The organism is Vibrio sp. 10N.286.48.B8 (genome assembly GCF_003050085.1).
GTDB classification, from domain to species: domain Bacteria; phylum Pseudomonadota; class Gammaproteobacteria; order Enterobacterales; family Vibrionaceae; genus Vibrio; species Vibrio crassostreae.
Window position 1 is genome coordinate 17,548 of sequence record NZ_PIGD01000006.1, and the last position, 26,439, is coordinate 43,986.

Consider the following 26,439-nt stretch of genomic DNA (forward strand, 5'->3'; position numbering starts at 1 on the left):
ACCAGTTAAGAAATTTGTGGGATCATTTGACCGATCCTCAAAAGGCTTCAAAATTCGATATTAGGAAACTAATATCGGATTTTTTTATGTCTTTAGAAAGCCAACTTGCGAATACTTTTCGAGTATGTACACCTCAAGGTGGAATAATCTCTCCAACATTGATGTTAATGACTCTCACGGGAATACAATCTACAGCCCTGAAAAAGGGTGCTAGGGCTAACTTTATCGGTTACGCGGATGATTTCTTGGTTACTTGCTCTTCAAAGGAAGTGCTAGTGAACGACATCAAACCGTTGATTGCTGACTTTCTAGGCTTCAATCACAGGAAGTACAAAGGGAAATTACTCATCAAACCGAGCAAATCCAACATGTTGTTATTCTTGAGAAATCTACGAAAACTCATTAAGAAGCATGCAACCATTCCTATTAACGATCTTATCAAGTTGATAAAACCAAAACTCAGGGGATGGGCGAATTACGATCGCCATTATGTTGCTAAACAAATATTCGGGTATATCAGCCACAAACTATTCCAAGCTCTATGGCACTGGGCAGTTAGACATCATCCAACCAAGTCCAAAGACTGGGTTGTTCATAAGTACTTCCTCAACCGTAAAGGCCAGTGGCAATTTCACGGATGGCAGAAAAACATGAACATGGACTGTCACTTCAATCTGTTCCAAATAGCGAAAGTGCCCATGGAACGACACGTGAAAATTAGGAGTGCAGCGACCCCTTTTGACCCTCAACACCAAGAATACTTGGCGAAGAGAAACCCCAAAAGGCTATCTCGTAACTCTTAGAAAGGGCTTGTCCTGGCTGCGTTATAAGTTGCTGGGTATCAATGATGCCTTAGTGGAGGCTTGAGCGGTATGCAGTGAAAGTTGCACGTACGGTTCTTAGAGGGGCGGCACTTGGCAACAAGTGTCGTCTACTCGACAAAACATTCAGAGACTGAATTCTTACCCATACATGTACACTATGTCTTTCGAAGGGTTGACCTGAGTGTGGCAATTTTGCTACGTTGAATTTTAGCCGTTCTACAAATATGTAGACTTCCGATGCAATGTTATGCGAACTTATGTTGCAAGCATCACATATAAAAAGCCGCTCTTAATGAGCGGCTTTTTGCTATCTGAAGTTTAATTTTATCTTGTTTATGACTAGAGGTGCGAAAATATCAGTTTTTGAGGAAACGGTTATAAACAAACAGCAACACAAATGCGCCAAGCGTTGCGGTTATAATACTACCGATGTTAATGCCGTCAGCACTGCCGAGGCCGATGAAGCTCCCTAAGAAACCACCAACAAAGGCACCAGCAATACCTAGAACCATGGTGGCGATCCATCCACCACCATCGTTGCCCGGCATTAGCCACTTGGCTAGCGCCCCTGCAATCAACCCAAGAATAATCCAAGATATAAACCCCATAACTTCTCCTTACTCATTATTGTGTTAGGTACATGTCGTCACACATCCATGGTTAAGTTTAAATCATAGACCATGCATCAAAACTCAATTTAACTAACTGATCACCATTGCGATGTAACCTAATATCAGGACTAAAACTGAAGTTAATGCGTATGGCACGGGGTAGCCAATAGCTGGCATATCACTGTGGCTTGCATCTTGGGCTCCTTTCATTGCTGGGGTACTGTTTCTCCCTCCGGCACAGGCACCCGCTAAAATAGCAGGGTTCATCTTGCGGAAGTACAATCCATATAACCAAGCTAGCAGAGGTGGTACCAGTGCTGCAGTAACGCCTAGTAACGCTATCTTGATGACAATGATGCCTTGGAAAGACGCCAATATTTTGGGGCCGACCGTTGCGGCTAATACAGCAACAAACAGGTTTAGACCAATGTCTTGTAGAAAGCTTCTTGCCCCTTCACTCATGGGGCCGCCAAAGCTAGGGTTACGAGTTCGTAGGAATGAGAAAACGATCCCGGTTAACATACAACCAGCTGATGTGCCTAGGGCAAAAGGGATACCTGCAACGGTGACACTCAAATGTCCAAAGACATAACCAATCAACAGAGAAAGGGAGAGGTAGAAGGTTTCGGTGACCGTACTCTCTACAATTGGAACGCTATTGAGTTTGGATGCGGTTTGCTCTACGCACCATTGGCAGCCTGCAATACGCACAACATCGCCCACTTCGACCTTAGTTTGTGGGAGTAAAGGTTGCTGGTGACCTTGTCTGAAAACTGCTTTGAAGTAGACACCAAAGCCGATCTCCGCATGCAATTGCGCCATGGTTTTCCCTGCATACTCGGATTTACCAACGTGAATATCAGCCACTTCAATGTCGACATTTCTAGCTCGTGGATCATCGACTTCATTTCCGATATCAGCTTCACCTTCCGCAATCAAGATGCGATATTCTCCGCGAATGCCAATAACATCATTTAACTCAAGCGTTGGGTTATCGGAAGCATCAATGACTTGCTCACCTCGAACCACTTTAAGCACGGCCGCATCAGGGAATTTCTGATACAACTCTTGCACTGAACGGCCAACTAACTCTTGGTGTGTGACTTTATAGGCACGAACATCAATCGGTAGGACGCCCACGTCTGAAAAACCAAAGGTGCTTGGGAGTTTCTCGTTGTCATCGCCAGTTGAGAATTCCGCCTCTGCCTCTTTACCTGCTTTGACGGGGTCAATTCCAAAGAGAGAAGGGAGGTACTTAATGAACAAGATGATGAGGACGGTCGACAGGACATAGCTTATCGCGTAGCCCGCCGCGATATTGGCACTAACATGATCAATGCTCATCCCTTCAGGTGGAGTAAATGCGCCTGAGCTAATTGCTGACTGCGCTACGCCCATCACTGCTGTCACTGTGTAACTGCCAGAAATGATGCCCGCGGCATAGCCGGGCTCAAGGCCCATTAGCTTGGCGCCGATGACAACAATCGCAAAATTGCTGAACACGACAATTAAACCAATGACGACGAAGTCGACCCCCCCTCTGGCGAGGCCGGAGAAAAATTGCGGCCCCACTTTCATCCCAATTGCGTACATGAACATCATTAAGAAGATATCAGAGACCAGACCCGGCTCTTCAATTTTTAGCCCATAAACCGAAAAGGAGGTCAGTGCTAAAGCAACACCAACAACTAAAGTACCAGCGGTTGTTCCTAGGCTCACTCCCTTGAATGTGAGTCGACCAAGCGGGTAACCAATTGCGAGTGATAGAAAGAGAAATACAAACGGATTTTCTGACAAGTAACTAAATAGAAAGGACATAATGTCACCTGCTAACTTGTTGATATAAGGGCAAGGAACCATGAAGGCTCCTTGCTTTAAGTGAGATGGGACAATTAACCGTGATTAAAGTTACTCGACTCGTCAGCGTCGCTGCCATTGACGACAGGATGCTTATCGAAGAAGTCCACGCAGTGTTGTAAATCGGAAATCAAAAGATCCGCCATGTCTCGGCTAAATCCATGTCGAACCAAAATACGCATGATCACTAGATCTTCGCGTTCGGCAGGCATTGCATAAGCCGCAATTTGCCAGCCACGAGATCGAATGCGATCAGAAAGATCATAGAGATTGAAGCCTGGGTTTGCGCCATCTTTTATTGACCAACTCAGTGCAGGGATACCACCATGTCCATCATAGATGATGTGGAACATACCCATTTTTTCGACTTCTTTGGCAAGGTAACGAGCGGTGTCATAACAAGCATCATGGATCTTACGATAGCCCTCTTTGCCAAGACGCAAGAAGTTATAATATTGAGCAACGATTTGACCACCAGGGCGAGAAAAATTGAGTGCAAAGGTGGGCATGTTTCCACCGAGGTAGTTGACGTTAAAGATTAAGTCTTCATGTAGAGCATCGGCATCTCGCCAAACAACCCAACCAACGCCAAGTGGGGAAAGGCCAAACTTATGGCCAGAGGCATTGATGGACTTTACTCTTGGTAAACGGAAATCCCACACTAAATCTGGATCGCAGAATGGGGCAAGAAAGGCACCACTCGCACCATCAACGTGAATCGGAATATCTAGCCCGGTTTCTTCTTGTAGTTTATCTAACGCTTCGTGTACCGCTTGTACTGGCTCATATTGGCAAGTAAAGGTCACGCCTAACGTTGGGACAACACCAATCGTATTTTCGTCACAACGTTTGATTACTTCCTCTGGGGTCATGATCAGGCGGTCGCCTTGCATTGGGATTTCGCGAAGTTCAATGTCCCAGTAACGGGCAAATTTATGCCAACAAACCTGAACCGGGCCGCAGATAAGGTTAGGGCGGTCAGTTGGCTTGCCTTGCTTCTTCATTTTTTCACGCCATGCCCATTTAAGCGCCATACCGCCAAGCATTGCTGCTTCACTTGAGCCTGTTGTTGAGCACCCCATTGGATTCTCAGCGTTAGGTGCATGCCAAAGATCTGCGAGCATGTGTACACATCGAGATTCGATTTCGGCCGTTTGTGGGTATTCATCTTTATCGATCATGTTTTTGTCGATGCATTCATCCATTAATTTATGGACTTCGTCTTCGACCCATGTTTGACAGAATGTCGCAAGATTCTGACGCGAATTACCATCCAGCATTAATTCATCATGCACGACTTGGTAAGCATGATCGGGTGCATGCTCTTGCTCTGGAATTCGATACTTGGGCATAACAACAGAAAGATCTTTGGAAGAATAAACATCATCTAAGAGTGAACCACGGACAGTCGATTTTTTATGAAGAGGCATGGTAAATCCTTTATCTTATTGAATTTATGTTACTTATTACCATTGGTATATCAGTAAATAACAATGTGGGCAGCTAAGTGAACATAGCAGGATTTTATAAAAATCCCGCCTAAATAAGCGTGTTGTTGCTTATTTCACGTTGTTTTATCTTTTTTTGTGCACGGTAAAACAAATATTTCAAAGTACACTGTGTGGTGAAAAAACGGAGTTGCCATGATGAGTTTTATATGCCGTTGATGCTTATTTTTTCGTATTTTAAGTTTGGATATATAATTTCGTTCACTGATTATAATTTGGTCATTTTACGATGTTGAATTTTTAATCCTCTTAATTCGCAGGCAGCACAACAGCTGATGCTTCTTCCTCTGAATCTTCCTTGTCTTCGACTTGTTCAGCTACCCAATCAATTGTCTTTGTTAGATAAAGTTTATTGGTTTCGGTATCACACCAACTCTTCGATAATCCTCTTCGATTAAACTCACTGCCAATGGCCGCCAGTGTTTGATTGCTCGAGCGCCCGTAATACAGGGTGTCGCACAGCTGCAGGTTCGACATCGATTGTGGGTATGTATTAACCGACGAGGAGTTCATGCTTAGTGCTTTGGATTGATTGTGCGTGCAGCCTGTAAGGCTCAAGAAAAAGATCAATGCTAAGGTTTTCTTCATCATATCTCTGAACAGTTACCAATGGTTGGCGGGGATTATCAGCATGATTAAGCCATTGATTTGTCAATTTTTCGCCAAGTACCTGCGCAGCATGACTTTGCTCGCAATTAGAAAGCAATATCGAGCGATCTAATTCAACGACCAAAAAACGTATTAACGGCCAAATGCGCAATTTTGTACAAAAGCTGAAAGAGCCTATAGAGTAGACTGATAAGTCGCTCGATAATTAACAGGCTTGGGAATTGTTATGGAGAACAAGAAACGCTCTAAAGAAAAGGCCGAATATAAGATCACAGAAGAACTCGGTGGCCTTGAAATTCTTAATGCTGAATATGAAAAGCAGAACTTTTCACGCCATAGCCACGAGGGCTACACACTTGGTGTTATCGAGCAGGGCGCTCAACGTTTCTATCGAACTGGTGGGCATCATGTCGCACCTCAAGATGCCATCATTCTGGTGAACGCTGATGAAGTGCATAGCGGACACTCTGCCACTGAAGGTGGTTGGGCGTATCGTGCGATGTATCCACTTCCAGAACAACTCGCCAAAATCACTCAAGAGCTTAACCTACCCAATTACGGGGCACCTTATTTCCCAAGAGCGGTGGTTGAAGACCCTGAACTCGCTAATCAATTAAGATTGGTGTTCAACGCGATTGATGAATCAGACAATCGCCTGCTACGCGAAACCTTGATGTACGGAATGTTGGTTAAGCTGATTAGTCGACATGGGAAATCAAGCCTTAAGCCACAACTGGATGGAAAAACTCAGCGTCAACTTGTTCTGGTGAAAGAGTTTTTGGATGATTTTCCGCAAGCCGATGTCTCTTTGGAAGAGTTATCTAAATTGGCAGCCTTAAGTCCATTTCATTTAGTTCGTTCATTTCAGAAAGAGTTTGGTCTTCCTCCTCATGCTTATCAGATCCAGTCTCGTTTGAGGCTTTCTCGCAAGCTGTTGAAGCAAGGACATACGATTTCTGATACTGCTCAAGAGTGTGGTTTTCATGACCAAAGCCATTTTCATCGACACTTTAAAAAAGCCAATGGCTACACGCCGGGGCAATACATCAAAATGCTCTAAATCGGACTCATTAATTCGGTCGCGAAATCGAGCAAGTTTGTACAATCGAACCCATTCAGGTGTTTTTACATTGAATAGCCAATGTGAAGAGAGAAAAGAATCATATGGATAATCAAAAAATGGATAGGCGCACTCAGTTATGGAAGGGCGTTTTAGCTGGAATGCCGCTGAGTATCGCCGTGATCCCGTGGGGGATTCTGGCGGGCTCATACGCGATAGACGCCGGATTGAATCAACTGCAAGCACAAGCGATGTCAGCGATTCTGTTCGCAGGCTCAGCGCAACTGGTCGCTGCGGGTATGTTCAAAGCGGGCATTGGCCTTGGCACTATGTTGCTGACCACGCTGTTCATCACCTCAAGGCATTTTTTATATAGTGTATCGATGCGCGACAAAATCAGTCACCTTCCGGCTCGCTGGCGTCTATTACTCGGTTTTTGGCTTACCGACGAACTGTTTGCGATATGCAGTGGGCAATCTCAACAAGAATTTAATCGTTGGTACGCGGCGGGTGTAGGAGGCGGTTTTTATCTGGTTTGGAATATCGCGAGCTTCGTTGGCATAGTCGCAGGAAGCCAAATCCCGTCACTCAATGAAATCGGTCTCGACTTCGCGGTCGCCGCGACCTTTATCGCGTTGGTATTCCCGTTAATCAGAACTTTGCCTGTAGTTGTATGTGTGGTGGTTTCACTGGTTACATCGGTTGCTATGTCGGTCAACAACGTTGAAGGTGGACTCATGATTGCAGCGATTGCTGGCATGCTAGCAGGTTTTTTCAGTGAGTCGTTTCAAGAGCGAAACAATGGCAATAAGCCAGTAGTGGAAGGGAAATAGAGATGATTTGGTTAACGATATTACTCATGGCTGCGATTGTGTTCTTTAGCCGATATCTGTTCCTTGAGCCTGCAATCCCACTTCGACTAAACCAAACAGCGCGACGCTTGCTACGTTACTCAAGCCCTGCGGTTCTGACTGCGATTTGGGGACCAATTGTTTTCGCACCAGAACAAACATTTTGGCCAAGCCTAGAGAATCCTTACTTGATTGGCGCGATGGTGACAGGCCTGTTGATATGGAAAACGGGAAATGTGCTATTAACGATCGGCGTCAGCATGGCGGTGTTCTTGTTCTACAATCTTGTCGCGGTTGAATATCTTTTTTCTTGATTACTAATATAGGTTTATTCCTTCCTCATAATTTAAGGGCTGTATAAATATGATTACTTGTTATGTTCGATATGTGATTGATCCTAAAAAGATAAAGGAGTTCGAGACCTACGCAAAAATGTGGATTCCGTTGGTGGCTAAGTTTGGCGGTCAACACAATGGGTACTTCTTGCCATCAGAGGGCGCGAACAATATCGCGTTGGCATTGTTCTCTTTTGATAGCTTGGCGGCTTATGAAGACTACCGAACTCAGTCGTTGAACGATGCTGAGTGTATTAAGGCCTTTGAATATGCCGATGAAGTCGATTGTATTGTCAGCTATGAGCGTAGCTTCTTTAGACCTGTTTTTGACTGATTGACCTTGCAACGCATGGCGCGGTGACTTCTAATGTATTGATTCACCATCTGTGTATTTAGGTTTTGGTAAGGAGTTAATTTGGCTAAGAAATATTATGTGGTTTGGAAAGGTCGCACACCGGGTATTTTTACCACTTGGAACGAGTGTAAAGCTCAGGTCGATGGCTTTGCAGGCGCGAGATATAAATCGTTTCCAACACTAGGCGAAGCAGAGTTTGCTTTCGGTGGTAAAGCGTCTTCTGCATCTCAGTCGAGTTCAGGTGCTAAGCCTGCATTTGCGAAGCCACGTACAGCCAGTAAAGCGAAGGTTCCGCCTCTTTCTCAGCAGCAAATTACGGATATGCCTTTTGACATCAAGATCTTTACTGATGGCGCCTGTGAGCCAAACCCTGGTGAAGCAGGGACGGGGTTAGCGGTCTACTTGAGGAATGAGCTAACCGAGTTGTGGTATGGCTTGTATCAACCTATGGGCACGAATAATACTGCTGAGCTGCAAGGTTTAAAGCAAGCCTTCATCCTCGCGCAAGAAAAGCTGCAAGCCGGTTTGTCTGTGGCGATTTATTGTGACTCGAAATACTCGATAGACTGTATTACTAAGTGGGCATCAGGTTGGGAGAAAAAGGGTTGGACGAAGTCGGGTGGCGAGATCAAAAACCTCGATATCATCAAGCCTGCTTATGCGCTTTACCAAGAACTCGCTTCTCAAATTACCATCTACCATGTGAACGGACACGTTGGGATTGAAGGCAACGAATTGGCCGATAGAATGTCTATTGTGGCGATTTCATCGAAAGAGCAACAACTCGCTCAATATCGTGACATCGAAGATATTGAGTCTATTTTGGCATTGCGAGCAGGCTAGCTAGGCTTCTTAATGAAAAGCTAATGAAAGTCACTGAAAGCATAAGTCTCCATCATTGGGCAGTGCTAAGTTGAGCGTTACATTTCAAATTGGTGTAGCGCTCTTTTGATCTTGTTGTGCTCAGTTTTCTTATGGTGCTTTGTTCTTGTGATGCTTAGCTGCCTGAGTTAATCCTTATTGAGCTGGGTTCTCTATCCAGCGAGATAATTGTTGAGCTTGTTTTATCGAATTAAAACTGTCTTTCACTCTCTGACGTGCCTCCAATCCCATTGACGCTTTATCATTACTGCTCAACTGCGCAAAACGCTCAATCGCTTCTCTTAATTCCTCAACGTTCTTTTCGCTAACCACAAAACCTGTTTCAGGTGAGACGATCTCTTTGCATCCCATGATGTTGGTTGTGATGACAGGCGTACCAACGGCCATCGCTTCTTTTAAAACCAGTGGCCCGGTATCCACACATCCTGTTTCGGAAAAGCAGAAGGGCGCGATTAGGCTCTCATAGTTCGACAGTTTCTCTTTCACCCATTCGTGAGATTTGGCACCAAGAAAGGTCACGTTTCGAGTGAGCCCTTGCTCTTTGACCTGCAATTTTAATTGTTGCTCTAAATCGCCAGTACCGATGATATCGAGATGAATGTCGAGAGGTTCGGCAATCGGCGCTAGTGCATCAATAAGATGGTGGATGCCTTTTTGCTCCACTAATCGGCCAAGAAAAACAAAGCGAAGTTGCTTGGTTTCGGTTTTTGGGTTGAGTTGGAATTGTTTGGTATTAACTCCGCAGTGCAGGAGCTTAATGTTTCCTTTCGCCATGGTGTTGAAGTCAGCGAGCATGTCTTTACATACTGCAACCACAAAATCACTCGATGAAATCTTGTGTTCAATATCATAAGCAAACTCGTAAACATCATGGCCGTGAGCAACGAACGAACAGGTGATATTCAGCAGTTTTGCCGCGACGATAGCGTGAGCTGCGGTGTGCTGACAGAAATGCGCATGAACGTGTTCGACGTCGTTTTCCGCGAGTTGCAGCGCTAATTTAAAGCCATAAGCGAACAGTGACTTCTTGGGCATGCTGGTTTGCTTAGAAATAAATGAGGCAGCCTTGATTAACCCTATCCAATTAATGTGGGTGACTTTACTCATCCGAACATCTTTACCTATCTCGACAATGTCGTAGTCGAACTGTTTTTCGCTGTTTTCAATTTTGAACGTCATTACACAAACATCGTGCCCACAGGCTTTCACAGAGTCGACTTCTGTTTGAATGAAGGTCTCACTGAGTACAGGGTAGGTTGGCGCCACAAATGCTACTTTCTTCATTCTTTGCTCCTCAAATCCATCTGATTAAAGCTATCAAGCCAAGGTAATAACCAATAAAGCAAGATACGAACCAAGATCAAATCGTAGCTTTGGCGGGCATTTCAATGGTTTCCTGAAGATTACCCACCCAGAAGTAGTCCGTTTTCTCAAATTGAAAATCAAATTGAGGTTGTAGGTTTTTTGACCGGTTGTGTTTTGTCGTCATTTTGGGAATGGGTACGTAGGGGACTGATCTAGAAGTGATTTTATCGCAAGGTGCTCTCGGCATAGAACATGCAACGTTAGCCATATAACGTATAAATCTGAGGGCGTCATTATGGCTAAAGTAAGTGTTGTTATTCCTACTTACAATTGTCTGGATTACCTGCCTAAGGCAATTGGTAGCGTGCTTAAGCAGACTCATCAAGACATAGAATTAATCATTATCGATGATAATAGTAATGATGGTACGTCGACTTACCTGGCGTCAATCCATGATGATCGTATCGTCAAGTTATCAACCTTGGGTGTCGGGGCTCCTCAAGCAAGAAACCTTGGTATCGAAAAGGCGACGGGTGAATTTATTGCGTTTTTAGATGCTGACGACTTTTGGTTTCCCGAAAAAGTCGAACGCCAGTTTGAATTTCATCAACGATATCCTGATCTTGCGATGAGTTTTACCAATTACGAGCACCTTACGGAAGACTACCAAGTGATAGTCGATTGCTTTAGTTATTGGTCGCAGTTTCAAGATCAAGACGAGTTGTTCATCAATATCGAGAACCCGCTAGAGTTCATTATTGAAAACAATGTGATTGGGACATCGACGGTCATGGTGAGAGCGGATGTGTTTTCTCAAACAGGCAGTTTCAATGCTGATATTAAGTATGGGGAAGATTGGGAGCTGTGGCTTCGAATGAGTGAAAACCATCAGATTGGTGCGTTGAACTCCGTGCAGGTTGGTTACTTGATGAGAGCGAGTTCCGTTACCCAAACTGAAAATCTTAAATTGAGAAATTTGCAGTCGATAGAGACCATTCTTCAACATTACCAAGATTATAGTCAACGATGGAATCTACCCTCTTCAAGTTTCAAAATAGCAAAGGCGAGAATACTGGAAGGCTACGCTGACTATTATCGAGGCTTACAAATAAACCGACTGGCCATCTCATACAGTATTCGTTCGTTGGTTTTGGCTCCGCAAAAACGAACGTTCCGACATCTACTTGGGGACTTTAAGAGTTTCCTAATGCCTGCATTGTAAGGAATAGGTGTCTGCTATGGGGTCACTAAAACAGTCCGCCTATTACGCCATTGGCATTGTGATGATGAAAGGGATATCACTCGTGATGGTCCCCTATATCACCCATAAGATGACGTTGGTTGAATACGGTTCTTTAGAAGCCATTGTCTTGTTGGCTGATATCGGGACGATCCTATTTAGCTTTGGGATTGTTGAGGCTATGTATCGATATGTTGGCGTCGCTGAGGGGGAAGAAAAGAGGAAATTGGTTTCTAACTGTTTCACATTGAGTGTCTTAGTGTGTGTGTTAGGGGGGAGCTTAATTGCACTTAGCATGCCGCTACTGTTATTGATGCTGCCCGTCGAGTTCCAACCCTATCAAATCCTACTTCTGTTGATACCGACCATGCTCGATGGTGCGATTTCTATCCCGTTAACACTGATGCGAATGAATGCGATGGCAAAACGTTTTTGCATGCTTAATGTCTTGAAGGCGAGTGTGCAAGCTGCAATGACGTTTGTGCTGCTTGAAGCGGGTTATGGCATCGATGGTGTACTAATATCTTCCGCTGTTTCGAGTGTGCTGCTGATGCTGTGTTTACTGCGTTATCAATGGCAGGAGATGGGCTCAATTGGCAGCCTCAAGTACTCCGCTAAGATCCTAAAATTTGGATTGCCCACGTTAGTCGGTGGTGCTTCGATTTACATGATTACAGGGCTAGACCGTTGGGTGATGGCGAGTTTCGTCGGCGTTGAAGAGCTTGCGATTTATGCGGTCAGCGGTAAGTTTGCGTTGATTCTAGGCTTACTGTTGCAGCCTTATGCACTTTGGTGGTTTCCGAACCGAGTAGCTATGCTTCAGCAGCTTGGCGGTAGTAAAATTTGTGCAGATAGAGCCTTAGTCGGCGTTAACCTTGCCATCGTGTTAGGGATCCTGATGATTCTAACCGTTCCTGGTTTCATCTCATTAATTTTGCCTAGCAGCTATCACTATGCTGGTACTCTCGTCGTGGCCTTGCTTGTGATTGGTGTTATCAAAAGCGCAGGCGATTACCTCAATTTAGGCTGCTTTAGTGGCGATTCAAGTCAATCACAAATGTGGATTCAAGGTGGCTGTGCGATCTTGGCTGCGATTGGCTACTTTGTTGTGGCACCGATTTATGGAGTGTGGGGTGTGGTGGTGGTGCTTTGTGGTACTTATATCGTGAGGCTGTCACTGCTCTATATCGTGAGCCAAAAGATGGAATATTTACCTTATGATCACCGTAAATGGATAGTCGCGGTGAGTATCGGTCTATTTGCGATTGTCAGTGATAGGGTTCTTGGTTGGGTGCTGGTTGATGTGCATGATTTTGTTTTAGGCAGTTTTGTGGCGATAGTGACGTTAGTTGCCTTCATTCGATACTCTATTATCCCTGTACCACAGCCGCTACTCGATAAGTTTATGTTAGGTAAGCATTCGCATGTGAGTTGAATTCATGTCATCCCAAGTACAGCGGGTAATCGGCACTTAGCTACATAATTATCTTCAACAATAAAAACACTGTTCATAACGACTCGAATTAGATAGTATTTATAAATTCAGTGAATACTAACCATGGAAAGATTTATGAATAAGTGGATGCTGCTCTTGTCTCTGTTTTCAGCTGCCTCATACAGCGCCTCTGATTTTTCAAGTAAGGGTATTACTGCTCCCGACTTCAATTCACAGGATTTCAAGCCGCCAGAAGTTTCTCAACAGGAACAACACAACATCGTTTGTGAAAGCGTAGTCTGCAATTCAACATCTGTACGTCAGCCCGTTCCTGTTGTTGGTGAAGTGCCCGATAGAGAGCTTAACCAAACCATAGAGACTCTTGCGAGTGCCATTTATATAGTGGGTGAAATGGGGATTGCAGAAAACTTAGCGACACCAGAGTACGAGAAATTTTTTGAGAATTAGTTGAAAGGATACGACAGTAGGATTGGTACTGGTTTTAATAGCTGCTATAAAAGGTCATATCTCATTTAATGATACGATAACCTTGGCATATTGAGACTAGGAAATACCAATGGAAATATGGAAGTTGCTACTGTTTATCCCGGCTTGCTTTGCGCTCAACATGACACCGGGCCCAAACAATTTGTTATCAATGAACAACGCCCGTTGTTACGGATTTCAGGCCGCCTTTGTCGCTGGCTTAGGAAGAATCCTCGCTTTTTCTGGCATGATTGCTTTGGCTGCATCCGGTTTAGCTGTTGTGCTTTATACCTCTGAAACTCTGTTTTTCCTTATCAAGCTATTTGGCGCGATGTATCTGTTGTGGATCGCGTTCAATCTTTGGCGCTCACAAGCCAGTCCGGTCGCGGATATTGAACGAAATAAGAACTGGTTTGGTCTTGTTAAACAAGAGTTCGCAATGGCTGCTGGCAACCCCAAAGCGATACTTATCTTCACTGCATTCCTACCTCAATTTGTCGATGTTTCAGCGAACGTAAATACTCAATTCTTTGTTTTAGGCAGCACGTTCCTTGTATTAGAAATGCTCGCGATTTCCATCTATGCAGCCTTTGGTTTATATCTACGAAATTGGTTTTCAAAACCTCAAATGGCCAAGCGTTTCAACAAAGCGTGCTCGGTTTTTCTTGCTCTATCCGGTGCTAATCTGTTGGTGAGTCGACAGTAGTTCTCATTTTGCTTGTCTAGTTTATCGTTAATCTTTTAAGGTCTATCTATGAATATTGTCTGTGCGGAAAAACAGGAATTGGCTGAAATTTACCAGCTTGAACATGCTTTGTTTGGTGACCATGCCTATCCGCAATTTTTTATTCGTCAGGCATTTGATTGCTGGGGAAAAGGCTTATTAGTTGCTAAGCAAGACTCAAAGATTGCGGGCTATGCCTTAACGACAACCACGGACAAGCATAATGAGTTTTGGGTCTTATCATTAGCGGTAGATCCGAACTATCGTGGTATGGGATTTGGCCGGAAACTGATGCAACAGGCTGTTGAGCAACTGCCCCGAGACGCTAGGCTTTTACTCACTGTAGACCCAAATAACACATCCGCTTGCGCGCTCTACGCGTCGGTGGGATTTTCTACGATCAAACAAGAAGAAAACTACTTTGGTGATGATGAGCCGAGGTTAGTGATGCAGCTCATCATCTAGATTGTTGACAACGGTTTTTAATCAAAGGCGCTTAACTAAATTAAAGGCATACACATCAAAGACAGTCTCGTAGCTCTAGGTCAGCATCACGATACCGTGCATTAACACGACACTAGAGGTGAGCCGAGTTCTCATATCAAAGTAGCCATCTGGGCCTTGGCTCTGATTCTCTTCTCTCATTGACCTTTCAGCTCGCCAAACCGCAATGTAGCCAATGATGAGAATTAGGGTAGTGAGAAACTCTTTTTGCTCTCCAAGCAACACTGTCAACCATGCGACGAGCACTATCGCATTACTTAGCAGCAGCGCTTTGTTGCTTGATTGGCTTTCAAAGTTCTCGATGCCGTTTGCCCACAAGATCCCTGAAATAAAGCTTAAAATCGCCACACTGTAGGTGATGAAGAGCGTTTCACCGCTTATCCCCATAAATTGGCTGTCGGTGAGCGAAAGGAGGAGACCGAATAAAAACGGAATTAAACCCATATAACCGAGTTTGGCCATGGTGTTACGTGTTTGAGTTGTCCCCATGTAATCTGACTTCATAACTGCTGCTCGATAGCGGTTTTAAGGGTAGTACTGGTTGGCGATGTAGAACTCGGGAAGGTTGCGACCACTTTACCTTCTTTGCTGATCAAGAACTTATAGAAATTCCATTTAGGTTTGACGCCTGCTTGTTGTTGGATTTCGGCAAAGACTGGGTTTGCTTCTGGCCCAGAGATTGATGCACGCGCCATCATCGGAAAGGTGACGCCATAATCTAAGTAGCAGATTTTAGCGGATTGCTCCTCGCTACCTCTGTCTTGGCGAAAATCATTACTTGGGAAACCAACAACCGTGAAGCCTTGGTCTTTATAGGTTTGATGGAGCTGCTCTAGTTGTTCGAACTGAGGAGTGAAACCACATTGGCTTGCTGTATTCACGATCAATAAAGCCTTACCTTGAAACTCTTCACACAGTTCAATCTCTTCGTTTGAATTTAACAGCCTTTGTTTTCCGTTGAGTATCTCTGGGCAGCTAGCTGAAAAAGCGAATGAACTCGTGAGGCTCACGATTAGGGCGGTGGAGCGCAGCAGTGAATGTTCCATAGGTGTGCCTCATTTTAGTTGGCGTAACTGTTACTACTGTTGAACGGCTTGAAATGATCACTTTCAAGACCAGAATAGTGTCAGTTATCGCTTAGCAAATAAGGATCTACTAGACGCATGATATTCACTTTCGCACCAAGGCGAGCTGCTAACAGATACATGCCACCAATTTTTCGGTGCAGGAACAGCGCATCGGCTGGTGGTGTGTGCCAATACTCTTGTTCCATGCTCAATATGGTGCCTGCTTCACGAAGCCTTTGTGCCAAACCACTGGCTCTAAAGTCGTAGTCTTCGTCAACCAACATCGGCTCACAGGCCATCTTTACGAGGTTTAAAATAGCTTGACGTTGATCGGGAAGAATCGTCTCGCTGAAGAATCCAATTTGCTCTAACGCTTGATTGAGCCCTTGCTCATTGTTATTAATCACTGACGAAAAGGCTAAGCGGTAACCTTCGCTGAAGCGGTCACTGTATTCACGTGTTGCTCCGAAATCTAACAAGCCAATTTGTCGGGTGTTTTCAACGTAAAGGTAGTTAGCGAAATTGGGATCGGTTTGCACCATCTTAAAATCGAACAACTCTCTGAATAGAAGCTCAAGCAAGCTGTGCATCACAAAGTCACGGGTGTCTTGGTCGTAACTTTCTATCTGTTCTATAGAGACGCCTTCGATGAAGTCCATGGCGAGCACGGATTCTGAAGAGACTTGCGGATGAATCTTAGGTACGACGAAGTGAGAGTGCTCTTTTAATGCATTGTGATAACGAGTTGCATAGCCAGCCTCTCGAGCGTAGTCCGCTTCATCATGGAGCTGTTTTTTTGCCTCTTCTAACAAGCCTTTGTAGTCGACCGAGTTTGGTATCAAGCCAACAATGTTGAGCAGTGTGCCGACGTTGTCTACATCACTGTCGATGCTTTTTCTAATGCCTGGGTATTGGACTTTGACGGCGAGTTTGTCCCCGGCATCGCTATAGGCTTGGTGAACTTGTCCGATAGACGCACTGGCAATCGGTTTAAAGCTAAAGGAAAGGAATTCGGTTTTCCACTGGTGCCCAAGCGAGCTCTCTAAGACTTGATTGAGCTGCTTTGTTGGCAGTGGGTCAGCGTCGGAGCGCAGGCGAGAAAGAATGTCGGCTAATTCTGGCTCTAGAACATCGCCCGCATCCATTGATAGCATCTGCCCCAGTTTCATCGCAGCGCCACGTAGGTGCGCCAGTTGATCGGTCAGGCGAGCAATGTTCTGTGGCGTTAACAGTAAGTCTTTTGCTTTGGGTCTGTTGCCTTGTGCAAGCTGCTTGGTGCCTTCCGTTAGCACGTTGCCCGCGACCCTTGTCGCCAATGAGGCAAACTTACTGAATCTAGAAATTCGATGTGTGGGAAGGTTTCTCTCTTTTGCCGACATAAAGGTTCTCACTTAGTTATCAAGACTCACTACAAAGTTCTGCCAATCATTACACAACCGAACGTTTTGTTGTGGTAACTTGTCTCGCGAAACAGTAAACAGAATTAAAAGGACAAAGCATGAGATTTATTTGGTTGAAAGTGGCCGTTACGGTATTGGTGTTCGCAGCTCTGTTTGGCATCGTTTACTACAAAGTCGCCAGCGGCATGTCTTAACTCAATCCTATTTAATGCAGCTGTTTCCGTTGCAGCGTGATTTTCCAGTTAGCCAGAAAGAGACTTTATATCGGTTCTTGGCAAATCGTAAATAACACCAATCTGCGATTGGCTTAAATATCGCCCAACGCAATGGAGCATATAGCCAACCTTTTCCTACTAAGCGCCACGCTTGGTAGGTCACGTCTAAACCTAACAGCACTTTGCCGTTCTCATCCAGTGCATGCAAAATGGTGTTGGCTGCGTCCGCATCAATCTGAGGGTAGTCTGAAAAGGATTCGCTGTAGATGTCAATGGTTTGAATCTTATTCTCGATATCATGCTTGGCAAGTGCCGCCATCTCTTTTGCGCACAATGGACAAGTCCCATCATAAAATATCGTCAGTTGTGTCATTGTTTATTCGCCTGTGGCTTAGCTAGAGGAACCTTCAGTTGCCCGTTAAGTCGGCACCCTTCAATTCAATCGCTTGTTATTCGATAATCTTAGAATGGCTACGCTATTGTACCTTTTAAAGATCACTCTTCTCGAATCAAAGTTCTAAAGATGTCTGACTTAGACACTTTGTTCACCCTTTCAAGTCCTTGATTATTTGGTCAAATCTCTGGTTTATGGACAAATGATAACAAAACGTCCAAGAAAGGTGTGCCTTCAACATATAAACATCAACCAAATCAATTAGTTGAAGTTGGCTTGGAATATGCTCTATCGAACCTACGAATTGCTAAAGGATTTTCTCCAGTTTGGGCATGGAAGAAAACCTTAAAAGCATAAGTATGAACAAATGGAGAGAGAACATGAAGGTTATAAATTATTTACTTAGTGTGCTTCTGTTGTTTAGTAGTCCTCAGTTGGCGTGGGCTACTGTTGATGTGATGGAACTCGATGGTAACGCGACCAGTGATAATAGTGGTATTGATTGGGACGATGTAAATGACCCCAACAGCATGGTTGGGATTGCAGAATTTTTCGAAAAAGACCGTAATGGTATCGACCAAATCTTTTGGAAAGGTGGATCAAAAGATGATTCCGACATTACAGATTGGGCATTCCGTACGGCGTCACCACAACCAAAAGATGACTTTACTAATGCGTATGCCGCAGCTTTTGAAAGCGAAGGTGACTTGCTGATTTACTTTGGTGCCGACCGATATGCGAACAATGGTGATATGTACATTGGTTTTTGGTTCTTGCAAGATCAAGTAGGATTACCGGCAGGAGCGACAAAAGGTGATTTCGTTGGCGAGCACGTCAATGGAGACATATTGGTCTTGATTTCTTTTCCGCAAGCCAGTGGTGGTAAACCTTATATTGAAGTGCTGCAATGGGATTTGAATAATGGTGATGTGACTGACAACATGACCAGACTGTTCCAGACGGCTGGAGACCCTAAATCTAATGATTTCGTTGGTGCAAGATGTGGCAGTGGTGCTGTCGGTGTCGAGAAGATATGTGCGATTTCAAATGATGATTCTATCGGGGCAATTGCTCTACCTAATGTACAAGGTTGGGATTATCTAGCTAAAACGGGTGAAACTACGTCTATTCCGACGGAGAGCTTTGTTGAAGGACGCCTGAACTTATCTGCACTATTGAATGATGAGTTTGGTATTGAGGATATCCCTTGTTTTAGTAGCTTCTTAGTGGAATCACGAGCTTCCCGTTCGATTGATGCGTCTTTGGCTGACTTCGTTGTCGGTTCATTTAGTTTATGTAGTATCAGCATAGCGGCGACTTGTAACACAACCAGTTTTACGGTTGATGGCATGTTCAACATCGACTACACCGTGACGGTTACCAATACTGGCCCTGGTTCGTTAGGCACTAATGGTGATTACGAAGTGGCCTTTTTATCGGAGTCACTAATCTTAGGTGCGCTTCCAGTGGTGGGTAACGGTGATGAAGTGTGGAGCGTCGGTGAGTCATTCTCATTCATGGGTAATTACCTGTCTGTAAATAATGGTGCCGTCGGCGTGATCGATGGTTCAGTGGATCTTGACGGGCTTATCGTGAATGCTCAAGCTCCCGTGGCTTACAATTGTCCGCCAATAGATTTGAGTCCAATGGTTGAGATTTCTAAGGTATGTAATAGCTTCTTAGAAGTTGATAGCGGTCAAGTTGTGCTTAAGAAAACCTATGATGTTGAAATATGTAATACCGGTGATATTCCATTGGCCATTGAATCGCTGGTGGATTCTAAGGATGATTCTTTGAGCCGTTCTGACTTACCTACCGAAGTCGTCAACAGCAGTTATTACCTCGACTTCGCTTTACCTTGTGATGATCTTGAGGATGTGACCACATGTGGTGCTGGTAATATGTGTAGTGCATTAAGTGCCGACCCAGAACTGTTTGCTTGTAAAACGGGTGAGGGTGAGTGGATACCGAACTTTGGTGATGCGATTGGTCAAGTTTGTACACAAGTAAGCAAAACCTATGCGCCAAATGTGTTACCAACTGGAGTAGACGGAATGCTATCTAATCAAGTAACAGCAACGTTTGACTCGTTGTTCTTGCAAGAAGCATTTATGGAAACATCGAACATTGCAACCTGTGATGTTTGTCCATTTACTGTACCTGAGCCATAAGTACTTTCATTAGTTGTACTCACTTAATTTCTAAAGCAGCCTAGTTCGTTAGGCTGCTTTATTTGTTAGGTAATTAATTAGCTAGGCGACTTAAATTACTATTTGATGTTTTTTAATTAGCTTATATAAGGTTGTCCGAGAAATAGACAACGCTTTAGCTGATTGGGAAATATTGTAATGGTGTTGCTGACTCACACGACGAACATTTTTTGAGGAAAGTCGAGTGTCACTCTCAGTGTCGGGCGACGCATCTTTCAATTGAATCCCCATATGACGAGTAGAGAGCGCGTTTGAATTCGAAAGAACAATCGCCCTTTTTATACAGTTGAATAACTCTCTGACATTGCCCGGCCAATGGTACTGTTTCATTTGCTCAAGTGTGTCACTAGGCAGTTTGGTTTTGGATGCGTAATTGTGCTTCAGTTCAAATCGAACCAAATCTTCAATGTCTTCCTTGTGATCATTGAGTGGTACTAGGTCCAATGGAAGTACATTGATCCGATGAAAGAGATCCTTACGAAATTTACCCGCAGCAACGGCTTGTTCGATATTGACGTTGGTGGCGAAAATTACACGGCAATCTACGGGTAATTGGTTATTACTGCCGAGTCGCTCTATCGAGCTATTTTCGAGAAAGTGGAGCAGGTAAGTTTGTAGTGACAGCTCAAGATCGCCGATCTCATCCAAAAATAGTGTGCCACCATTCGCTCTTTCCACGTGTCCGACGTAGCGTTTGTTTGCTCCCGTGAATGAGCCTTTTTCAAAACCAAATAACTCTGAGTGAATCAGTGACTGTGGAATTGCGCCGCAATTTACTGCGATAAAAGGTTTCTGGCTACGATCTGAGGCTTCATGTATCAAACGCGCACATAGGCTTTTTCCTGTTCCTGTTTCCCCTTGAATCAGTACTGGAAAATCGTTGTTAGCGATCTTAGTTATCTTCTTTTTCAGTTGTTGGATGGTGCTGGATTGCCCCACCAATTGATATTCATGGCACGAATCAGGCTTAGGTTTGTGTTGTTTGGTGTCTACCATGCCATACGCATGCCCTAAATTTCGACAAAGCCATTCTGTATCAATAGGTAGATGGTAATAATCCCAATAGGTTTGCTTAATGATCGATAAGTTGCGGCTTGGTGGTTGGTTGCAGATAGCGATTGCTTTTAAATTTGGAAAGTGAACCTTGAGCGTTGATATTTGTTCACATTGCTTGTCGATCGAGGATGATGTTAGACAAGACATCAAAATTGGTGAGTAGCTGTCGCTGCGGGTGTTGAGTAAGTTAATGGCTTGCTCGGTCGTTTCTGCAATTTGAGCTTCCCAGTTATGGAGGCGCAATTCATCTACCCACTGATTATGGTGCAGGCATGTGGTGTTACATAGCAGAATCACAGAACGAGTTTTAGGCTCAGGTGATACTCTTTTTGATGGCATTGTGCTCACTCTTCATGTTTCGACTCCATGATGAAACCTACAGTAAGCCCCCTAAATATCCCATAAGCTTAGAAGCAAAACTCAATTAATTCGAATACACAAATCTGATGGTGTTTGGCTGACAAGTGTCATTATCTCAAGCGGGAAAGCTAATCTGGTGCTTTACTTATTGATATTTATGCTTATTAATAAAGGTATTCACGAATATCGTGTTTTTACTGTTTTGTTTATTGATGACCACACAGTAAACTCCGCGCTAATCACTAACGATAAAGGGCTGATATTGATGATAATTAACGTAGCAAAGAAGTTCATTTTGGCAGCTTCTGCGCTGGTGCTAGGCGGTTGTGTTAGCTATAGCGTTACTGAACAAGAAATGACGAACTACCTGCAAGATTCGGTGATGTTAGAGCAAGAAGTCGGTGTGCAAAACGTTATGTATGCGCAAGTGGCGGTTGATGACTTAGCGGTGCAAATTGGTCGAACTGATGCCGAGCGAGTGTCTGTTCTGGCGAATACCAATGCAAAGGTTCAAGTGTTTAACATGCCAAACATGGGGCTAGATCTGGATATCAAATTCAGCGCAATTCCCGAATACGACAAAGAGAGTGGTGAGGTCTACTTAAAGTCTCTGCGTCTTGAGCGCTTTGAGGAGAAGGGAAAGCAGCTTTCTCCTGAGATAGAGAAGCTACTTAAACCTGCCGTTTCTATGATCGGTTTTGCTTTGTCTCAATCTCCAGTATACAAACTGGATAGTAACAAGGTGCAAGAGTCATTGTTCAAGTCATCGGAACCTAATCTTGTGATTAAAGACAACAAGCTGGTCATCGAGTTATTCGATTAGCCCTTCCCGTTTAGCTTGGACTAAGATCTAAAACACAATGGCTGCCGATTTGGTAGCCATTTTTGTTTGTGTTGAATCAGCAAGACTTCTGTTTTTAGGTTGTCTATTAAGCTTGTTTTCTCTGGCTCATTTATTGAATTAGCTGCGTATCTCACCTTTACTTTACTCTTGTGAGCAAGTCATCGCTTCAGTCATCAAATCATAAGAAAGAAAAGGTGAACGAACTATGAAGAATCCAGTAATAGCGGATAACAAGCCCGTTAAGGTCGAGTTAACCGAAGGCGAGGAGTATTACTTCTGTACCTGTGGTAAATCGAAAAACCAACCGTTTTGTGACGGTTCCCATGCAGGAACGGGCTTCAAACCAAAGAGTTTCGTGGCCGAGGAAACCGGCGACGCTTACCTGTGCCGCTGTAAGTATTCGAACAACCTTCCTTTTTGTGATGGTACCCATAAACAGTTTACGGCTGAGCAAGTGGGTCAAGAAGGCCCTGATGTGCATATCCAAGCGGCAACGCCCGATCTCTCACCTGCACCTTCTGCAACTAAAGAAGAGCCCACGGTTGAGTTCATTCATCAATTGGCACGAGATGGCTTATCCAAAGTAGGTCACCATGGGCCAATGACCTCAATGGGCGTCCCAAGATATCTATTACCTCACTGGGATGATATTCAAGTGATGGTCGCGCAAATGGCCACCAAGCCTTTGCTAGAAAATGTGCCGGTTGGTACTGAACTGATTATTGGTCCCAAAGCGAAGAAGCCGCTTAAATTGGACATCTCTTTGTTTGTGTCTGATATGAGTTTTGGCTCGCTATCTGAAGAAGCAAAAGTCTCTTTGGCGAAAGGTGCTGAACTTGCAGGAACAGGCATCTGTTCTGGAGAAGGCGGTATGTTACCCGAAGAGCAAGCTGCGAACTCACGTTACTTTTACGAACTAGCCAGTGCACAATTTGGTTACGATGAATCTAAGCTCAAAAATGTCCAAGCCTTCCACTTTAAAGGCGGGCAGGGGGCGAAAACCGGAACGGGCGGGCACTTACCGGGCGCGAAGAACATAGGTAAGATTGCAGAAGTACGTGGCATTGAAGCGGGTACGGCAGCGATTTCTCCGCCCACCTTTGTTGACCTTAAAACAGTCGAGGATTTCAAAAAGTTCGCCGACCGAGTTAGAGAGGTGACGGGCGGTATCCCAATAGGCTTTAAGCTAAGTGCTAACCATATCGAGGAAGACATTCAGTTCGCATTAGATGCCAGTGCCGATTACATCATCTTGGATGGGCGTGGCGGCGGTACAGGGGCGGCGCCAGAAATGTTCCGAGACCATATCAGTGTGCCAACTATTCCAGCGCTTGCTCGTGCCAGAGCCTATCTAGACAAGCAAGGTGTCAGTGACAGAGTAACATTGATCATCACGGGCGGTTTGCGCGTACCGATGGACTTTGTGAAAGCAATGGCGCTTGGTGCTGATGGTGTCGCCATCTCGAACAGTGCCATGCAGTCGATAGGTTGTGTAGCGGCGAGAATGTGTAACACCAATAATTGCCCAGCGGGTATTGCGACTCAAAAAGCCGATTTACGCCAGCGTTTAAATGTGGAGAAGGCATCGAATCAGCTTAAAAACTTCTTTGAGGCGTCGACAGAATTAATGCAAGTGATGGCGAGAGCGTGTGGGCATGATCACTTGAATCAATTTAACCCTCACGATTTAGCAACATGGAATCGCGAAATGGCAGAGCTATCGGGAGTTGCCTATTCTGGTGTCAGTCCACTAAACCAACTTAAGTAAACAGCACTTCGATAAGGCACACCTACTGCTCTTTTGGGTGTGCTTATTTCCTCAGCCCCAAAGTTATCCTTTTTCAATGCATTGATTTATAAGCGTTTTTAGGATATTTCCTATTTTTTAAAAATATCGCTTTACCTCAAGTTAACTTGAGGTTTTATTATCATTCCCAATCTAAATACACAGACAATCGCCTCTGAAACCATGAATGTGGAAAGGTGATACAAATGAATTAGGAACCAACAATGAAAGTATTAGCGATTGGCGCGACTAACAGTACAACATCAATTAACCAACAACTTGCAGCTTACACAGCAGGTTTAGTCGAAGGCGCGCAAGTCGAGGTGCTCGACCTCAATGATTTCGAGATGCCAATTTACAGTGAAGACAGAGAAAAAGAGTCCGGCGTTCATCAACATGCGCAGCGCTTTTTTAGCAAGATTGGTGAAGCTGATGCTGTGGTCATCTCTTTTGCTGAATACAACGGTTCATACACCGCAGCCTTTAAGAATGTGTTTGATTGGACATCACGCATCGACATGAAAGTTTATCAAGGCAAACCTGTTGTTATGCTCTCCACATCACCAGGCCCTGGTGGTGCAAGTTCTGTGTTGTCGTCAGCGGTAAATTCTGCACCTTACTTTGATGCTGATGTGAAAGGCTCTATGTCGGTGCCAAGCTTCTACGATAACTTCGATATGGAAGCGGGAGAGATGACTAACGTAGAGATGATCGATAACCTTAAGATGATAATGAAAAAGATCTAGGTGCATATTGGTCATAAGACTCAAACACCCTTCCTTGATGGCTGTTTTTGCGTTTTAAGCCCTGCTGTTGTTATATGAAAACTCAAAGCTAACTCAAGAACCTCAACTTAAACTTAAGATTAACTTTAGCTATACTGCTCTGTGGACTTGAATAGCTAAATAACATGAACAGGGAAAGTGATAGAGCATGAAAAACATCGTGTATTTAACGATTGGTCAACTCTCGGAGCGCAGTGGTGTTGCTCCTTCTGCACTGCGTTTCTATGAGACTAAAGGGTTAATTGCCTCTATTCGAACGAATGGAAACCAACGCCGTTATCAGTCAGCGATGTTGCGTCGAATTGCTCTTATTCAAGTTGCGCAGTCGATAGGCTTTACTCTTGAAGAGATCACGGAAGAGTTATCGACGCTGCCGATGAACCATACCGCAACCAAGCGTGATTGGGAGCGAGTAGCGAAGAAATGGCAAGGGCAACTTGATAGCAAGATGGCACAGATTCGTTCGTTACAAGAGAACTTAACTGGCTGTATCGGTTGCGGATGCTTGAGTATGCAAAAGTGCCATTTATTAAACCCAGAAGATATTCTTCATGACCAAGGGCAGGGTGCTCAGCGTATTGTTGATTAGCCTCCATTTCGTCTGAACATCGAACTCAATTCTATATGTGTTATCACTTGATAGAGCAGTGGTGGCAGGGGTAGGGGTATCTCGTCTAGACAAAGCGGAATTAAGGGTCTAGTTTAGGTGGTTCTTTCAATAAAAGAAGAGGTTAGTTATGTTCAGCCATGTTTTTCTCGGTACCGAAGATATTGAACGCGCGAAGTGTTTTTATGACCCCATCATGAAAGTACTTGGTTATAACGAAGGCTCAGTTGATCCCAAAGGGCGCTGTGTTTACGTTAGTCAAACGGGCGTGTTGGGCTTAACGAAACCGATTGATGGCCTGCCTGCAACGCACGGCAACGGCATGACGGTGGGTTTTCTGGCGTCTTCTCCTGAAGTTGTAGATGAGTGGCATCGGGTTGGCGTCGAAAATGGCGGTACCAGTATTGAAAACGGCCCCGGAGCGAGAGGTTCTGACGAGCGTCGCTTGTACATGGCTTATTTGCGAGATCCTGATGGAAACAAGATCTGTGCAACTCACTTTATGCCATAGTTTACGTTATGCCACCGTTTATTTTATGCCACAGTGGCGTATACTTAGATCATGTTGATGGTTCGGAGTTGGCTAAGTCGCGGCTCTGAACTTGTTAGCTTTCTGAATACTCAAAATTTTGCAAAGGTTCAGCTAAATGACATCGAACGAACTGTTTTATGAAAGCTTTGAGCGCTGCCGGATCGACCAAGAATTTCTCGAAACGTTTTTGGCGGATTTTTGCGAGCATAATCCAAGGTTTTCAGAACGTTTCGAAAAGATAGGATTAGAGCAACAAACCAAGATGCTTAAAGCCTCGATCATTCTTATCTATAACTCTGCGGGTCTGCCGAGCGTGCGTAACTCAGTAAAGAAATTGGGTAAAAGGCATAAAGATTTAGGGCTGGATATTTCCGAAATTGAGCTCAACGAATGGTTTAATTCGTTACTCAATACGGTTAAAAAATACGACCCACACTACAATGAGCAAGTAGAAAAAGCTTGGACCGAAACTCTTGAAGCAGGCTTAACTATCATGAAGAAAGAGTGTGTTGTGCCAGGTTCTGTGAATCAATAGTTAAGTCACCAGCAGCTTTTCTTGAAAGGTAGATTTCGTTTGAGAGGTAAGCCATCAATCAG

The 26,439-nt window shown here is 44.3% G+C and carries 28 protein-coding genes; 18 read left to right on the forward strand and 10 right to left on the reverse strand.

The window, feature by feature from the left end:
• Positions 1–26: 26 nt before the first annotated feature.
• A complete protein-coding gene (locus tag CWO08_RS09005; RefSeq protein WP_258185297.1) occupies positions 27–803 on the forward strand; it encodes a group II intron maturase-specific domain-containing protein in 777 nt (258 codons plus the stop codon).
• A gap of 377 nt (positions 804–1,180) precedes the next feature.
• Here CWO08_RS09005 and CWO08_RS09010 read toward each other — a convergent pair whose 3' ends face one another.
• The 4 genes from CWO08_RS09010 to CWO08_RS09025 form a co-directional block, all read right to left on the reverse strand.
• Positions 1,181–1,432 (reverse strand): GlsB/YeaQ/YmgE family stress response membrane protein, encoded by a 252-nt coding sequence (locus CWO08_RS09010; RefSeq protein ID WP_017105442.1) that lies wholly within the window; start codon positions 1,430–1,432, stop codon positions 1,181–1,183.
• A 93-nt stretch (positions 1,433–1,525) separates the two neighbouring features.
• Entirely contained in the window at positions 1,526–3,253 is a 1,728-nt protein-coding gene (locus tag CWO08_RS09015; protein ID WP_108020381.1) for an aspartate:alanine exchanger family transporter, read from the reverse strand.
• A 74-nt stretch (positions 3,254–3,327) separates the two neighbouring features.
• The gene (locus CWO08_RS09020) at positions 3,328–4,722 is read right to left on the reverse strand and encodes a glutamate decarboxylase (protein WP_108020306.1); all 1,395 of its coding nucleotides are present in this window, start codon (positions 4,720–4,722) and stop codon (positions 3,328–3,330) included.
• Positions 4,723–5,049: 327 nt separating this feature from the next.
• Entirely contained in the window at positions 5,050–5,388 is a 339-nt protein-coding gene (locus CWO08_RS09025) for a hypothetical protein (RefSeq protein ID WP_102268976.1), read from the reverse strand.
• 247 nt (positions 5,389–5,635) lie between these two features.
• Here CWO08_RS09025 and CWO08_RS09030 point away from each other — a divergent pair, with 247 nt between their 5' ends.
• The 5 genes from CWO08_RS09030 (at position 5,636) to CWO08_RS09050 (ending at position 8,853) form a co-directional block, all read left to right on the forward strand.
• Entirely contained in the window at positions 5,636–6,469 is an 834-nt protein-coding gene (locus CWO08_RS09030; protein ID WP_017631022.1) for an AraC family transcriptional regulator, read from the forward strand.
• A 104-nt stretch (positions 6,470–6,573) separates the two neighbouring features.
• On the forward strand, positions 6,574–7,302 hold the full coding sequence (locus CWO08_RS09035; protein ID WP_108020307.1) for an AzlC family ABC transporter permease: 729 nt from the start codon (positions 6,574–6,576) through the stop codon (positions 7,300–7,302).
• Between the two features lie 2 nt (positions 7,303–7,304).
• On the forward strand, positions 7,305–7,634 hold the full coding sequence (locus tag CWO08_RS09040) for an AzlD domain-containing protein (RefSeq protein WP_108020308.1): 330 nt from the start codon (positions 7,305–7,307) through the stop codon (positions 7,632–7,634).
• Between the two features lie 49 nt (positions 7,635–7,683).
• The gene (locus CWO08_RS09045) at positions 7,684–7,989 is read left to right on the forward strand and encodes an NIPSNAP family protein (protein ID WP_108020309.1); all 306 of its coding nucleotides are present in this window, start codon (positions 7,684–7,686) and stop codon (positions 7,987–7,989) included.
• Positions 7,990–8,070: 81 nt separating this feature from the next.
• Complete coding sequence (locus CWO08_RS09050) at positions 8,071–8,853, forward strand: ribonuclease H family protein (protein ID WP_108020310.1); 783 nt, start codon at positions 8,071–8,073, stop codon at positions 8,851–8,853.
• Between the two features lie 174 nt (positions 8,854–9,027).
• On the opposite strand, the gene CWO08_RS09055 is transcribed toward CWO08_RS09050, so the two are convergent.
• On the reverse strand, positions 9,028–10,176 hold the full coding sequence (locus tag CWO08_RS09055; RefSeq protein WP_108020311.1) for a glycosyltransferase family 4 protein: 1,149 nt from the start codon (positions 10,174–10,176) through the stop codon (positions 9,028–9,030).
• A 316-nt stretch (positions 10,177–10,492) separates the two neighbouring features.
• Between CWO08_RS09055 and CWO08_RS09060 the strand changes: the two genes are divergently transcribed.
• From CWO08_RS09060 to CWO08_RS09080, 5 genes are all read left to right on the forward strand, one after another.
• Positions 10,493–11,419, forward strand: a complete 927-nt coding sequence (locus CWO08_RS09060; protein WP_108020312.1) for a glycosyltransferase — start codon at positions 10,493–10,495, stop codon at positions 11,417–11,419.
• Between the two features lie 16 nt (positions 11,420–11,435).
• On the forward strand, positions 11,436–12,872 hold the full coding sequence (locus CWO08_RS09065) for a lipopolysaccharide biosynthesis protein (RefSeq protein WP_102530472.1): 1,437 nt from the start codon (positions 11,436–11,438) through the stop codon (positions 12,870–12,872).
• A 135-nt stretch (positions 12,873–13,007) separates the two neighbouring features.
• Positions 13,008–13,340, forward strand: coding sequence for a hypothetical protein (locus CWO08_RS09070; RefSeq protein WP_048658209.1), 333 nt, complete (start codon positions 13,008–13,010; stop codon positions 13,338–13,340).
• 109 nt (positions 13,341–13,449) lie between these two features.
• Entirely contained in the window at positions 13,450–14,064 is a 615-nt protein-coding gene (locus CWO08_RS09075) for a LysE family translocator (protein ID WP_108020313.1), read from the forward strand.
• A gap of 48 nt (positions 14,065–14,112) precedes the next feature.
• Complete coding sequence (locus CWO08_RS09080; RefSeq protein ID WP_108020314.1) at positions 14,113–14,547, forward strand: N-acetyltransferase; 435 nt, start codon at positions 14,113–14,115, stop codon at positions 14,545–14,547.
• Positions 14,548–14,622: 75 nt separating this feature from the next.
• On the opposite strand, the gene CWO08_RS09085 is transcribed toward CWO08_RS09080, so the two are convergent.
• From CWO08_RS09085 to CWO08_RS09100, 4 genes are all read right to left on the reverse strand, one after another.
• Positions 14,623–15,090 (reverse strand): DUF3429 domain-containing protein, encoded by a 468-nt coding sequence (locus tag CWO08_RS09085; protein ID WP_108020315.1) that lies wholly within the window; start codon positions 15,088–15,090, stop codon positions 14,623–14,625.
• Entirely contained in the window at positions 15,087–15,632 is a 546-nt protein-coding gene (locus CWO08_RS09090; protein ID WP_108020316.1) for a glutathione peroxidase, read from the reverse strand. Before CWO08_RS09090 ends, CWO08_RS09085 begins: the two co-directional genes overlap by 4 nt.
• A gap of 80 nt (positions 15,633–15,712) precedes the next feature.
• On the reverse strand, positions 15,713–17,032 hold the full coding sequence (locus CWO08_RS09095; RefSeq protein WP_108020317.1) for an AarF/ABC1/UbiB kinase family protein: 1,320 nt from the start codon (positions 17,030–17,032) through the stop codon (positions 15,713–15,715).
• A 222-nt stretch (positions 17,033–17,254) separates the two neighbouring features.
• Positions 17,255–17,641 (reverse strand): thiol-disulfide oxidoreductase DCC family protein, encoded by a 387-nt coding sequence (locus CWO08_RS09100; RefSeq protein WP_102432873.1) that lies wholly within the window; start codon positions 17,639–17,641, stop codon positions 17,255–17,257.
• A gap of 401 nt (positions 17,642–18,042) precedes the next feature.
• Between CWO08_RS09100 and CWO08_RS09105 the strand changes: the two genes are divergently transcribed.
• Positions 18,043–19,833: a hypothetical protein gene (locus tag CWO08_RS09105; protein ID WP_108020318.1), complete on the forward strand. Its 1,791-nt coding sequence runs from the start codon at positions 18,043–18,045 to the stop codon at positions 19,831–19,833.
• A gap of 90 nt (positions 19,834–19,923) precedes the next feature.
• Here CWO08_RS09105 and CWO08_RS09110 read toward each other — a convergent pair whose 3' ends face one another.
• Entirely contained in the window at positions 19,924–21,267 is a 1,344-nt protein-coding gene (locus CWO08_RS09110; RefSeq protein ID WP_108020319.1) for a sigma-54-dependent Fis family transcriptional regulator, read from the reverse strand.
• Between the two features lie 286 nt (positions 21,268–21,553).
• Between CWO08_RS09110 and CWO08_RS09115 the strand changes: the two genes are divergently transcribed.
• The 6 genes from CWO08_RS09115 to CWO08_RS09140 all read left to right on the forward strand — a co-directional run bounded on the left by CWO08_RS09115 (position 21,554) and on the right by CWO08_RS09140 (position 26,377).
• Entirely contained in the window at positions 21,554–22,111 is a 558-nt protein-coding gene (locus tag CWO08_RS09115) for a DUF1439 domain-containing protein (protein ID WP_108020382.1), read from the forward strand.
• Between the two features lie 226 nt (positions 22,112–22,337).
• Complete coding sequence (locus CWO08_RS09120; RefSeq protein WP_108020320.1) at positions 22,338–23,900, forward strand: glutamate synthase-related protein; 1,563 nt, start codon at positions 22,338–22,340, stop codon at positions 23,898–23,900.
• 242 nt (positions 23,901–24,142) lie between these two features.
• Complete coding sequence (locus CWO08_RS09125; RefSeq protein ID WP_055320105.1) at positions 24,143–24,664, forward strand: NADPH-dependent FMN reductase; 522 nt, start codon at positions 24,143–24,145, stop codon at positions 24,662–24,664.
• Positions 24,665–24,851: 187 nt separating this feature from the next.
• Complete coding sequence (gene soxR / locus CWO08_RS09130; protein ID WP_055320106.1) at positions 24,852–25,292, forward strand: redox-sensitive transcriptional activator SoxR; 441 nt, start codon at positions 24,852–24,854, stop codon at positions 25,290–25,292.
• A gap of 148 nt (positions 25,293–25,440) precedes the next feature.
• On the forward strand, positions 25,441–25,821 hold the full coding sequence (locus CWO08_RS09135; protein WP_102432870.1) for a VOC family protein: 381 nt from the start codon (positions 25,441–25,443) through the stop codon (positions 25,819–25,821).
• A 136-nt stretch (positions 25,822–25,957) separates the two neighbouring features.
• Complete coding sequence (locus tag CWO08_RS09140) at positions 25,958–26,377, forward strand: globin (protein ID WP_102478463.1); 420 nt, start codon at positions 25,958–25,960, stop codon at positions 26,375–26,377.
• Positions 26,378–26,439 lie beyond the last annotated feature (62 nt).